The organism is Pseudomonas sp. Tri1 (assembly GCF_017968885.1).
Classification (GTDB): Bacteria; Pseudomonadota; Gammaproteobacteria; order Pseudomonadales; family Pseudomonadaceae; genus Aquipseudomonas.
Genome location: NZ_CP072913.1, coordinates 6,359,982 through 6,372,149 on the forward strand (window position 1 = coordinate 6,359,982; position 12,168 = coordinate 6,372,149).

General features: G+C 59.3%; 11 protein-coding genes. 2 read left to right on the top strand and 9 right to left on the bottom strand.

Translation table 11 applies throughout. From position 1 onward, the window contains the following. Positions 1-68: 68 nt before the first annotated feature. The 8 genes from J9870_RS27815 to J9870_RS27850 form a co-directional block, all read right to left on the bottom strand. Entirely contained in the window at positions 69-956 is an 888-nt protein-coding gene (locus J9870_RS27815; protein ID WP_210641881.1) for an ABC transporter permease subunit, read from the bottom strand. Further along, positions 953-1,873, bottom strand: a complete 921-nt coding sequence (locus tag J9870_RS27820; protein WP_210641883.1) for an ABC transporter permease subunit — start codon at positions 1,871-1,873, stop codon at positions 953-955. Before J9870_RS27820 ends, J9870_RS27815 begins: the two co-directional genes overlap by 4 nt. Continuing rightward, a complete protein-coding gene (gene potA, locus J9870_RS27825; protein WP_210641885.1) occupies positions 1,870-3,012 on the bottom strand; it encodes a polyamine ABC transporter ATP-binding protein in 1,143 nt (380 codons plus the stop codon). Before potA ends, J9870_RS27820 begins: the two co-directional genes overlap by 4 nt. A gap of 72 nt (positions 3,013-3,084) precedes the next feature. Continuing rightward, entirely contained in the window at positions 3,085-4,182 is a 1,098-nt protein-coding gene (locus J9870_RS27830) for a polyamine ABC transporter substrate-binding protein (protein WP_210641886.1), read from the bottom strand. 183 nt (positions 4,183-4,365) lie between these two features. Beyond that, on the bottom strand, positions 4,366-5,463 hold the full coding sequence (locus J9870_RS27835) for a polyamine ABC transporter substrate-binding protein (RefSeq protein WP_210645450.1): 1,098 nt from the start codon (positions 5,461-5,463) through the stop codon (positions 4,366-4,368). A gap of 197 nt (positions 5,464-5,660) precedes the next feature. Next, complete coding sequence (locus J9870_RS27840; protein WP_210641888.1) at positions 5,661-7,025, bottom strand: aspartate aminotransferase family protein; 1,365 nt, start codon at positions 7,023-7,025, stop codon at positions 5,661-5,663. 59 nt (positions 7,026-7,084) lie between these two features. Continuing rightward, the gene (locus J9870_RS27845; protein ID WP_210641890.1) at positions 7,085-8,443 is read right to left on the bottom strand and encodes a glutamine synthetase family protein; all 1,359 of its coding nucleotides are present in this window, start codon (positions 8,441-8,443) and stop codon (positions 7,085-7,087) included. Positions 8,444-8,483: 40 nt separating this feature from the next. Continuing rightward, entirely contained in the window at positions 8,484-9,260 is a 777-nt protein-coding gene (locus J9870_RS27850; protein WP_210641892.1) for a gamma-glutamyl-gamma-aminobutyrate hydrolase family protein, read from the bottom strand. Between the two features lie 278 nt (positions 9,261-9,538). Here J9870_RS27850 and J9870_RS27855 point away from each other — a divergent pair, with 278 nt between their 5' ends. Both J9870_RS27855 and J9870_RS27860 read left to right on the top strand, forming a co-directional pair. After that, entirely contained in the window at positions 9,539-10,915 is a 1,377-nt protein-coding gene (locus J9870_RS27855) for a glutamine synthetase family protein (protein WP_025216023.1), read from the top strand. Between the two features lie 239 nt (positions 10,916-11,154). Next, positions 11,155-11,787: a TetR/AcrR family transcriptional regulator gene (locus J9870_RS27860; RefSeq protein WP_210641894.1), complete on the top strand. Its 633-nt coding sequence runs from the start codon at positions 11,155-11,157 to the stop codon at positions 11,785-11,787. Between the two features lie 160 nt (positions 11,788-11,947). On the opposite strand, the gene J9870_RS27865 is transcribed toward J9870_RS27860, so the two are convergent. After that, complete coding sequence (locus tag J9870_RS27865; protein ID WP_003177394.1) at positions 11,948-12,163, bottom strand: TOBE domain-containing protein; 216 nt, start codon at positions 12,161-12,163, stop codon at positions 11,948-11,950. Positions 12,164-12,168 lie beyond the last annotated feature (5 nt).

The following is a 12,168-nucleotide window of genomic DNA, read 5'->3' on the forward strand; positions in this document are numbered from 1 at the left end:
AACATGAAAGTTGGATGTACCTCCGTCTTCGCGAGCAAGCCCGCTCCCACATTTGCGCCAGTGTCAGGTTAGACCGGCGCGGTCACGGTCCGGCGTACTTCCGGTTGTTTCCAGGAGTCGGCGGCGCTTTCTTCGATAGCTTGCTGGATCGCCCGCTTACGGCTCTCTTCGGCGCGGCGGCTGAAGAACCAGACCAGGAATGTCACCAGCGACACGGCCAGCAGGATCAGGCTCGCCACGGCATTGATCTCCGGTTTCACCCCCAGGCGCACCGCCGAGAAGACTTCCATCGGCAATGTCGTCGAGCCTGGGCCCGAGACAAAGCTCGCCAGCACCAGGTCATCCAGGGACAACGCGAACGACATCATGCCCCCCGCCGCCAGCGACGGCGCGATCATCGGGATGGTGATCAGGAAGAACACCTTCCACGGCCGCGCACCGAGGTCCATGGCCGCCTCTTCGATGGACAGGTCCAGTTCACGCAAGCGCGCCGAGACCACCACTGCTACATAAGCCGCACAGAATGTGGTGTGAGCGATCCAGATCGTGATAATGCCACGCTCCTGGGGCCAACCGATCATCTGTGCCATGGCCACGAACAGCAGCAACAGCGACAGACCGGTGATCACTTCCGGCATCACCAATGGCGCGGTGACCAGGCCACCGAACAACGTGCGCCCCTTGAAGTGGGTGATGCGGGTCAGCACGAAAGCCGCCAACGTGCCCAGGGCCACCGCAGCGACCGCCGTATAGCAGGCGATTTCCAGCGAACGCACCACCGACCCCATCAACTGAGTATTGTCCAGCAGGCCGACGTACCACTTGATCGACCAGCCGCCCCACACCGTTACCAACTTCGAGGCGTTGAACGAGTAGATCACCAGGATCAGCATCGGCGCGTAGATGAACAGCAAACCCAGCACCAGCATCAGGCTTGAAAAACTGAAGCGCTTCATTCCTTGCCCTCCATTTCTTTGGCCTGACTGCGGTTGAACAGGATGATGGGCACAATCAGAATCGCCAGCATCACTACTGCCAGGGCGGATGCCACCGGCCAGTCACGGTTATTGAAGAATTCCTGCCACAGCACTTTACCGATCATCAGGGTTTCCGGGCCGCCCAGCAGTTCCGGGATCACGAACTCCCCCACCACCGGAATGAACACCAGCATTGCACCTGCGATGATGCCGTTCTTGGACAGCGGCACGGTGATTTTCCAGAAGCTGTTGAAGGTGCTCGAGCCCAGGTCGGACGCGGCTTCCAGCAGGCTTGGATCGTGTTTTACCAGGTTGGCGTACAGCGGCAGGATCATGAACGGCAGGTAGGAGTAAACGACCCCGATATACACCGCCAGGTTAGTGTTGAGGATCTGCAGCGGTTCGTCGATCCAGCCCATGCTCATCAAAAAGCCGTTGAGCAGGCCGTTGTTGCTGAGGATGCCCATCCACGCGTAGACGCGGATCAGGATCGCGGTCCAGGTCGGCATCATGATCAACAGCACCAGCACCGTCTGCAGCTCTTTGCGGGCGTTGGCGATGGCGTAGGCCATCGGGTAACCGATGATCAGGCACAGCACCGTGCTGATCAGGGCCATTTTCAGCGAGCCGAGGTAGGCGGCAATGTACAACTCGTCGTCGCCCAGCATCGCGTAGTTGCTCAAGTTGAGCAGCAGCTGCAGCTTCTGGTCGACGTAGCTGTAGATCTCGGTATACGGCGGAATGGCCACATCGGCTTCAGCGAAACTGATCTTCAGGACGATGAAGAACGGCAGCATGAAGAACAGGAACAGCCAGATGAAGGGCACCCCGATGACCAGTTGACGGCCACCGGGCGTTATTCGGTCGAGTCGGCGTTTGAGTTTGCGCATGTTCATGAGCGAAGCACCACGCCGCTGTCATCTTCCCACCAGACGTACACCTGGTCGCCCCAGGTCGGCCGCTGGCCACGACGTTCGGCGTTGGCGACGAAGGACTGGACCAGCTTGCCGCTCGGCAATTCGACGTAGAACACCGAATGGCCGCCCAAGTAAGCGATGTCATGGACCTTGCCGCTGGACCAGTTGTTTTCGCAGGTCGGCTGCTCGGCGGTGACCAGCAGTTTTTCCGGGCGAATGGCGTAGGTGACGGACTTGTCCTGTACCGACGTACTGATGCCGTGGCCCACATAAATGTTGCGGTCCAGGTCCTTGCAGGTCAGGACTGCGTGGCCTTCGGCATCGTCCACTACCTCGGTCTCGAAGATGTTGACGTTGCCGATGAACTCGCAGACCAGCCGGCTGGTCGGGGTTTCGTAGATGTCGATCGGGCTGCCGATCTGGGCGATCCAACCCAGGTGCATGATCGCGATGCGCTCGGCCATGGTCATGGCCTCTTCCTGATCGTGGGTCACCATGACGCAGGTCACGCCGACCCGCTCGATGATCTCGACCAGCTCAAGCTGCATTTGCGAGCGCAGCTTCTTGTCCAGGGCCCCCATCGGTTCGTCGAGCAGCAACAGCTTTGGCCGCTTCGCCAGGGAACGGGCCAGGGCCACGCGCTGACGCTGGCCGCCGGAGAGCTGGTGCGGCTTGCGCTTGGCGTACTGGCTCATCTGCACCAGCTTGAGCATTTCGGCGACACGGGCGTCGATCTCGGCTTTCGGGATCTTGTCCTGTTGCAAGCCAAAAGCGATGTTCTGCGCCACGGTCATGTGGGGAAACAAGGCGTAGGACTGGAACATCATGTTGATCGGCCGCTCATAAGGCGGCATGTCGGTGATGTCCACACCGTCGAGGAAAATGCGCCCCTCCGTGGGCCGTTCGAAACCAGCCAGCATGCGCAGCAAGGTGGATTTGCCCGATCCCGAACCGCCGAGCAAGGCGAATATCTCGCCTTTCTTGATTTCCAGGGACACATCGTCCACGGCAATCGTCTCGTCGAACTTCTTTGTGACCCGGTCGATTTTGACCAACACCTGCTTGGGTGTCTGGTCGCCCTCGAGGGCTTTCTTATAGGCGCCGGAGGCAACTGCCATTTACGAAACTCCCACAGAATTTGCAGTTCGCCCCATGCGGGCGAACCTTGGATAGTTAGAGCGCGCTTAACGCTATTTACCCGACTTGACCTTGGTCCAGCTGCGGGTCATGAGTCGTTGGATCTTGGGCGGCAACTCGGAGTTGACGTAAAGCTTGTCGACGACCGCTTGCGGTGGGTAAACCGCTTCGTCGGTGCGTACTTTCTGATCCATCAGTTCGCCAGCCTTCGGGTTGGGGTTGGCATAACCGACGGTGTCGCTGACCTGGGCGATCACCTCAGGCTTGAGCACATAATTGATGAACGCGTGGGCCTGCTTGACGTTGGTGGCGTCTCGCGGGATCGCCAGCATGTCGAACCAGAGGTTGCCGCCTTCCTTGGGAATCACATAGGCGATTTCGACGCCCTTGCCGGCTTCGCTGGCACGTGCCCGGGCCTGGAAAATGTCGCCAGAGAAACCGGCGGCCACGCAGATCTCGCCGTTGGCCAGATCGGAGATGTATTTGGAGGAATTGAAATAAGTCACGTAAGGCCGGATCTTGAGGAGCTGGGCCTCGGCCTTCTTGTAGTCTTCAGGGTCTTCGCTGTTGGGATTCAGGCCCAGGTAATTGAGCATCGCCGGGATCATCTCGTCGCCCGAGTCGAGGAACGAAACGCCACAGCTGGAGAGCTTCTTGATGTTTTCCGGCTCGAACAGCATGGCCCACGAATCGATCTTGTCGACGCCCAGGACCGTTTTGATCTTCTCGACGTTGTAGCCGATGCCGTTGGTGCCCCACAGGTAAGGCACGGCGTATTGGTTGCCCGGGTCGTTCTTCTCCAGGCGCTTGAGCAGCGCAGGGTCGAGGTTGGCGTAGTTGGGCAGCTGCGCCTTGTCGAGTTTCTGGAACGCCCCGGCCTTGATCTGCTTGCCCAGGAAGTGGTTGGACGGCACGACCACGTCGTAACCGGTACGCCCGGCCAGCAGCTTGCCTTCCAGGGTTTCGTTGGAATCGAACACGTCATACACCGGCTTGATGCCCGTGGCTTTTTCGAAGTCCGCCAGGGTGGTCTCGCCGATGTAGTCCGACCAGTTATAAATATGCACGGTGGACGCCGCCTGGACGCTGACGGCAAGCGTCAGGCCAGCGCCGACCAACAGGGCATTGCGTAGCAAAGAAAAAACAGGCACGTGGAGGTCCTCTTAAATAGTTGGGCCCAAGTTGCCCCCGTTACCTGACCGCAAAGGCCCTGCAACAAAACCGGCGCGCAACTTACCCTCGATAAACCGATCCAGCAAAACTTTTAGTCATTTAATTGCTCCTGTTGTCACCGTCGCGATGACGGCGACAACAGGAAGATGCTTCAGGCCGGCTTATTTACCGGATTTGATCTTGGTCCAGCTGCGGGTCATGATCCGCTGGGTCGCGGCTGGCAGGTCGGCAATCGCGTAGAGCTTGGCTTGCACGTCCGCCGGAGGGTAGATGCCCGGGTCGCTGGTGATTTCCTTGCTGACCAGCGGCGTAGCGGCCGCGTTGCCGTTCGGGAAGCTCACGGTGTCCGTGATTTCAGCCATGATTTCCGGCTTTTGCAGGAAGGTCATGAACTTGTAGGCACCTTCGACGTTTTCGGCATCTTTAGGGATGGCGACCATATCGAAGAAGCTGCCAGCACCTTCTTTCGGAATGTTGTAGCTGACTTTTACCTTGCCACCGGCTTCGGCAGCACGGGACTTGGCCTGGTAGATATCGCCCGAGTAGCCGACCGCTACGCAGATGTTGCCGTTGGCCAGGTCAGAGATGTACTTGGACGAGTGGAAATAGCCGATCGAAGGACGGATCTTGAGGAACAGTGCCTCGGCTTCAGCCAGTTGTTTCTTGTCCTGGCTGTCGGTTGGGTAGCCCAGGTAGTGCAGCGCCACCGGGATCATTTCGGTCGGCGAGTCGAGGAAGCTGATGCCGCAGGATTTCAGCTTGGCCGCGTTCTCCGGCTTGAACAGCAGGTCCCACGAGTTGGTCGGTGCATCGGCACCCAGCGCGGCCTTGACCTTATCGGCGTTGAAACCGATGCCGATCGAGCCCCACATGTACGGGAAGGCGTGTTCGTTGCCCGGGTCGCTGACCGAAACGGCCTTGAGCAGGTCGGTATTGAGGTTTTTCCAGTTGGGCAACTTGGACTTGTCGAGTTTCTGGTAGACCCCGGCCTTGATCTGCTTGGCCAGGAAGTTGTTCGACGGCACCACGATGTCATAACCGGATTTGCCGGCCAGCAACTTGGCTTCCAGGGTTTCGTTGCTGTCGAATACGTCGTAGACCACTTTGATCCCCGACTCTTTCTCGAACTTGGCGACGGTGTCCGGCGCAATGTAGTCGGACCAGTTATAGACGTGCAGCACTTTATCGTCCGCCTGAACGGCACCCGCCATCACGCCCATCAGGGACATGGCGAGGAGGGTCTTGCCAGCTATCTTCATACCTAATGTCTTCATGCCTAATGCCTTCATGAAAAAGTGCTCCAGTTATTCTTCTTAGCCACAGTTCAGTAGCCGACTCTCTGGCAACTTGAACAGGCGGTAGTCTGGCAAGTTACAGGGCAGGCTTTCAACAAAAGCCCAGCCTTTTGTTCACGCCGGGCGAGGCCCTTTCGGGCACCTCGCTCAGAGCCTAGCACTTAGCCTTGCAACGCACTGAGGGTCAGGTCCAGGCACTGCCGCGCCTTGGTCACCAGTTCATCGATCTCGGCCTTGCTGATCACCAGCGGCGGCGCAATGATCATGGTGTCGCCCACCGCACGCATGATCAGCCCGTTATCGAAACAGAACTGCCGGCAGATCATGCCTACACCCTTGCCTTCATAGCGCTTGCGCGTGGCCTTGTCCTGAACCAGCTCGATGGCCCCCAGCAAACCGACCCCGCGTACTTCACCCACCAGCGGATGATCATTCAGTTCCCGCAAACGCTTCTGCAAATAGGGTGCCGTTTCGGCATGGACACGCTCGATGATCTTTTCGTCGCGCAGGATACGGATGTTTTCCAGGGCCACCGCAGCGGCTACCGGGTGACCGGAATAGGTAAACCCGTGGTTGAAGTCGCCGCCTTCGTTGAGCACCGCGACCACATCATCGCGCACGATCAGGCCACCCATGGGGATGTAGCCGGAGGTCAGGCCCTTGGCAATGGTCATCATGTGCGGTTTCAACCCGTAGTGGTCGGTACCGAACCACTCACCGGTACGGCCGAAACCGCAGATCACTTCGTCGGCCACGAACAGAATGTCGTACTTGGCGAGGATTTCCTTCATGCGCGGCCAGTAGCTGTCCGGCGGTACGATCACGCCGCCCGCACCCTGGATCGGCTCGGCGATGAAGGCTCCGACGTTGTCCACGCCGAGCTCCAGGATCTTTTCTTCCAGTTGATTGGCCGCCCAGACGCCGAACTCTTCGGGGCTCATGTCGCCGCCTTCGCCGAACCAGTACGGCTGGGCGATGTGGACAATGCCCGGGATCGGCAAGTCGCCTTGTTCGTGCATATAGGTCATGCCGCCCAGGCTCGCGCCGGCCACGGTCGAACCGTGATAACCGTTCTTGCGGCTGATGATGACTTTCTTGTTCGGCTGGCCTTTGATCGCCCAATAGTGACGGACCATCCGCAGCATGGTGTCGTTGCCTTCGGAGCCGGAGCCGGTGAAGAACACGTGATTCATGCCTTCAGGGGCAATGTCGGCGATGGCTTTGGACAGTTCCAGCACCGGCGGATGGGCGGTCTGGAAGAACAGGTTGTAATAAGGCAGTTCGCGCATCTGGCGGCTGGCGGCGTCGGCCAGTTCATCGCGGCCGTAGCCGACCGCCACGCACCAGAGGCCGGCCATGCCGTCGAGGATCTTGTTGCCTTCACTGTCCCAGAGGTAGACGCCCTTGGCGTGGGTGATGATGCGCGGGCCTTTCTCTTTGAGCTGTTTGAAGTCGCTGAACGGCGCCAGGTGATGATCGTTGCTCAGGGCCTGCCATTCACGGGTTTGCGGGTTGTTGCGGGTCATGCGAATTCTCCTTTATATCGGTGGGAGCGAGGCTGCCCGAAGCAGCCCCGCCCGGCGCATCAGACGGCAAAGAGCAGGAATTCCCGCTCCCACGAACTGATGACGCGCTTGAAGTTTTCATGCTCGGCCCGCTTGACCGCGACGTAGCCTGTGATGAATTTCTTGCCCAGATACTTCTCGATGGTCGCGCTGTTCTCCATGCGCTCGAGGGCATCTTCAATGGTCAACGGCAGGCGCAGGTTGCGGCGCTCATACCCGCGGCCCACGACCGGTGCGCTCGGGTTGATGCCTTCGACCATGCCGATGTAACCGCACAACAGGCTGGCGGCAATGGCCAGGTACGGGTTGGCGTCGGCACCCGGCAGGCGGTTTTCCACCCGGCGGTTCTGCGGCCCGGCATCCGGCACCCGCAGGCCCACGGTGCGGTTCTCTTCACCCCACTCCACGTTCACTGGCGCCGAGGTGTCGGGCAGGAAGCGGCGGAACGAGTTGACGTTGGGGGCGAACAGCGGCAACAGCTCGGGGATGAATTTCTGCAGGCCGCCGATATGGTGCAAGAACAGCTCGCTCATGGTCCCGTCTTCATTGGAGAAGACGTTCTTGCCGGTTTCCTTGTCGATGATGCTCTGGTGCAGGTGCATCGCGCTGCCCGGCTCGCCCGTCATGGGCTTGGCCATGAAGGTGGCGGCCACGTTGTGCTTGAGCGCCGCTTCACGCATGGTGCGCTTGAACACCAGAATCTGGTCGGCCAGGGAAAGGGCATCGCCGTGACGGAAGTTGATTTCCATCTGCGCCGTACCGTCCTCGTGGATCAGGGTATCGAGGTCCAGTTCCTGCAGTTCGCACCAGTCATAGACGTCTTCGAACAGCGGGTCGAATTCGTTGGCCGCTTCAATCGAGAAAGACTGGCGACCGGTTTCCGGGCGACCGGAGCGGCCAACGGGCGGTTGCAGCGGAAAGTCCGGGTCGTCGCTGCGCTTGGTCAGGTAGAACTCCATTTCCGGTGCGACGATCGGCTGCCAACCCTTGTCGGCATAAAGCTTGAGCACCTTCTTGAGCACGTTTCGCGGCGACAGCTCGATAGGGTTGCCCTGCTTGTCGTAGGAGTCGTGGATAACCTGGGCGGTGGGCTCGATGGCCCAAGGCACAAGGAATACTGCGTTTTCGTCCGGGCGGCACATCATGTCGATGTCGGCAGGGTCGAGCAGTTCGTAATAGATGTCGTCTTCGACATAGTCGCCCGTAACGGTCTGGAGCAGGACGCTCTCGGGCAGGCGCATGCCTTTTTCGGCAATGAACTTGTTGGTCGGCGAGATCTTGCCCCGGGTGATGCCGGTCAGGTCGCCAATCATGCATTCGACTTCTGTGATCTTATGGTCTTTCAACCAATCGGTGAGCTGGTCGAGGTTGTTACTCATAAATGCCTCTAGGCGTGAGTTTCCTGGCTGCTATTAGTAGTCAGGCGTTGTTTGACGCATCGGCGTCGCGTTGTGTTGCCCTTGCCCGGCAGGCATCGCCAAATGCCTGGAAAATCGCAAGGTAGTACGGATTGGAGCTTACCTCCCATTCAGGGTGCCACTGCACACCTAAAGCAAAAGCCTTGCCTTGTGTCACTGAGACCGCCTCGATCAGGCCGTCCGGCGCCACCGCTTCGGCCCGCAGACCAGGAGCCAGGCGCTCGATGCCCTGGCTGTGGATCGAGTTGACTTCAATCACCGACGGCAAGCCCAGGCCCGCCAGGACGCCACCAGGCTGGATATGCATGGCATGAGCCGGGCCGTACTGAATGTCTACCGATTGTGTGTCGTCTTCACGATGATCGATGAAGGTTCCGACTTCATGAACTTTTTGATGCAGGCTGCCGCCAAAGGCTACGTTCATTTCCTGGAAGCCGCGGCAGATGCCCAGCACCGGCACACCCGCATCGACCGCGGCGCGAATCAGCGGCAGGGTGGTGGCATCCCGTGCAGGATCATGAGCAGTACCCGGCGCGCTGGCGGGGCCCTGATAATGAAAAGGTTCTACATTAGAAGGAGAGCCGGTAAAAAGAATGCCGTCCAGGCTGTCCAGAATATCGGACGGAGCGAATAAATCCGCCAGGGACGGGATCAGCACTGGCAGGCCCTTGGCGGCTGTCGCGACAGCCCGGGAATATTTATCGCCACTGATGTGATACGCATGCAGACCAATCTGCTTGGAGCAGGTGGTGACGCCGATTAACGGCAGGCGAGACATGAAGCACCCCGGTATTATTGCTGTTATGGGTTTGAATCGAGCTTAGCCTTGTTCATTTTTTTACACAACACCCCCGTAAAAAATACAACACGGCCCGCTCAAGCCTGCGGGCGCCAAGCCCGGCAAAGGGAAAAAAACGCCCTAAATTGCCTCAAAAAAGCTCCACAGGTGCTTTTTTAGGGCAAAAAAGGCCCTGCTTGACTTCGGCATGCCGTTCGGGTTGACTGGCTTTCGAAGAGATCAATGATTGATATTTTTAACAACAAAGGTGTTGCATCATGTCGGTACCCCCGCGTGCCGTTCAGCTTAACGAAGCGAACGCGTTCCTTAAGGAACATCCTGAGGTTCTGTACGTTGACCTTCTGATTGCGGATATGAATGGTGTGGTGCGCGGCAAGCGCATCGAACGCACCAGCCTCCACAAGGTTTACGAGAAAGGCATCAACCTGCCGGCCTCTCTATTTGCTCTGGATATCAATGGCTCGACGGTGGAAAGCACCGGCCTGGGCCTGGACATCGGCGACGCTGACCGAATCTGTTATCCAATTCCTGACACCCTGTGCAATGAGCCCTGGCAGAAGCGTCCTACCGCACAACTGTTGATGACCATGCACGAACTCGAAGGCGAGCCTTTCTTCGCCGACCCTCGTGAAGTCCTGCGCCAGGTCGTGACCAAGTTCGATGAACTGGGCCTGACCATCTGCGCCGCATTCGAGCTGGAGTTCTACCTGATCGACCAGGAGAACGTGAATGGCCGCCCACAACCGCCCCGCTCACCGATCTCCGGCAAACGCCCGCATTCGACCCAGGTCTACCTGATCGACGACCTCGACGAATACGTCGATTGCCTCCAGGACATTCTGGAAGGGGCCAAGGAGCAAGGCATTCCCGCCGACGCCATCGTCAAGGAAAGTGCTCCGGCGCAGTTCGAAGTGAACCTGCACCACGTCGCCGATCCGATCAAGGCCTGCGACTACGCGGTCCTGCTCAAGCGTCTGATCAAGAACATCGCCTACGACCATGAAATGGATACCACCTTCATGGCCAAGCCGTATCCGGGCCAGGCGGGCAATGGTCTACACGTTCACATTTCGATTCTGGACAAGGATGGCAAGAATATTTTTGCCAGCGAGGATCCCGAGCAGAACGCCGCACTGCGTCACGCGATCGGCGGTGTGCTCGAGACCCTACCGGCGCAGATGGCTTTCCTCTGCCCGAACGTCAACTCCTACCGTCGTTTCGGTGCCCAGTTCTATGTGCCGAACTCGCCGACCTGGGGCCTGGACAACCGCACCGTGGCCCTGCGCGTGCCCACCGGTTCCGCCGATGCCGTGCGCCTGGAACACCGTGTTGCCGGCGCCGATGCCAACCCGTACCTGCTGATGGCGGCAGTGCTGGCAGGCGTGCACCATGGCCTGGTCAACAAGATCGAGCCCGGTGCGCCGGTGGAAGGCAACAGCTACGAGCAGAACGAGCAAAGCCTGCCGAACAACCTGCGCGATGCCCTGCGCGAACTGGACGACAGCGAAGTCATGGCCAAGTACATCGATCCGAAATACATCGATATCTTCGTGGCTTGCAAGGAAAGTGAGCTGGAGGAGTTCGAACACTCCATCTCCGACCTTGAGTACAACTGGTACCTGCATACCGTGTAAGTGGGTTGCAGTGAAAAATAACGCCGCAGGCCTTCAGGGCTGCGGCGTTTTTTATGTGTTTGGGTGGATGGCCGCCTTCGGCGGATCGCGAGCAAGATCGTCCCACAGGGATTTGCGGTGCGCATGATTCTAGGGTCACCACACACTCAATGTGGGAGCGAGCCTGCTCGCGATGGCGGCCGGGAAGACAACACCGGACCCGGCTCGTACAATGCCCGGCAGCCCCGCAGGAGACACCCATGACGCGCATCGCCACCCCTCGCAAACCCCGCGCACGCAGCCAGGCCCGGATCGACACCATCCTTGATGCCGCCCGTACGCTGCTTGCCGCCGAAGGCGTGGCCAGCCTGTCGATCTATAGCGTCGCCGAACGCGCGGGGATCCCGCCCTCCTCCGTCTACCACTTCTTCGCCAGCGTCCCGGCGTTGCTTGAAGCGTTGACCGCCGACGTCCATGCAGCCTTTCGCGCCTGCCTGCAGGCGCCGATCGATCATCAAGCCCTGAACCACTGGCACGACCTGTCGCGGCTGGTGGAGCAGCGCATGCTCACCATCTATGGCCAGGACGCCGCCGCCCGCCAACTGATCCTGGCCCAGCATGGCCTGACCGAAGTCACCCAGGCCGACCGTCAACACGACCTCGAGCTGGGCGACCTGATGCATAAATTGTTCGACCGCCATTTCGAACTGCCAACGCTGCCTAAAGACGTCGACGTGTTCGCCCTGGCCATGGAGCTGGGCGACCGCGTCTACGCCCGCTCGGTGCAACAACACAACCAGATCACCCCGCGCATGGCGGAGGAAGGCATGCGGGTATTCGATGCGTACCTGGGGTTGTATCTGCCGCCGTATTTGCCCAAGCGCTCTGATTGATCGGTGATCGTTCCCACGCTCCGCGTGGGAATGCAGCCAGGGATGCTCCGCGTCCCCAAGAGCCGAACGCGGAGCGTCCGTAGAGGCATTCCCACGCAGAGCGTGGGAACGATAAGCCCCGAAGGGCTCGCGCCGTCCGGGGCTGTGGGTAAAGCATCGCTCACAGCTTGGCGATAGACACCTCGGTGGATTTGACGAAGGCGATCACTTCGCTGCCGATCGCCAGTTCCAGCTCCTTGACCGAGCGAGTGGTAATGACCGAGGTGACGATGCCGGAGGCGGTCTGCACGTCGATTTCCGACAGTACGTCGCCCTCTACGATTTCCTTGATGGTGCCTTTGAACTGGTTGCGTACGTTGATGGCTTTGATAGTCATGGTGT

What these genes read in the sequence shown, in the direction of transcription:
- J9870_RS27815 (WP_210641881.1), bottom strand. Translation starts at nt 956, where the DNA reads ATGAAGCGCTTCAGTTTTTCAAGCCTGATGCTGGTGCTGGGTTTGCTG.
- J9870_RS27820 (WP_210641883.1), bottom strand. Translation starts at nt 1,873, where the DNA reads ATGAACATGCGCAAACTCAAACGCCGACTCGACCGAATAACGCCCGGT.
- potA (WP_210641885.1), bottom strand. Translation starts at nt 3,012, where the DNA reads ATGGCAGTTGCCTCCGGCGCCTATAAGAAAGCCCTCGAGGGCGACCAG.
- J9870_RS27835 (WP_210645450.1), bottom strand. Translation starts at nt 5,463, where the DNA reads ATGAAGATAGCTGGCAAGACCCTCCTCGCCATGTCCCTGATGGGCGTG.
- J9870_RS27840 (WP_210641888.1), bottom strand. Translation starts at nt 7,025, where the DNA reads ATGACCCGCAACAACCCGCAAACCCGTGAATGGCAGGCCCTGAGCAAC.
- J9870_RS27845 (WP_210641890.1), bottom strand. Translation starts at nt 8,443, where the DNA reads ATGAGTAACAACCTCGACCAGCTCACCGATTGGTTGAAAGACCATAAG.
- J9870_RS27850 (WP_210641892.1), bottom strand. Translation starts at nt 9,260, where the DNA reads ATGTCTCGCCTGCCGTTAATCGGCGTCACCACCTGCTCCAAGCAGATT.
- J9870_RS27855 (WP_025216023.1), top strand. Translation starts at nt 9,539, where the DNA reads ATGTCGGTACCCCCGCGTGCCGTTCAGCTTAACGAAGCGAACGCGTTC.
- J9870_RS27860 (WP_210641894.1), top strand. Translation starts at nt 11,155, where the DNA reads ATGACGCGCATCGCCACCCCTCGCAAACCCCGCGCACGCAGCCAGGCC.
- J9870_RS27865 (WP_003177394.1), bottom strand. Translation starts at nt 12,163, where the DNA reads ATGACTATCAAAGCCATCAACGTACGCAACCAGTTCAAAGGCACCATC.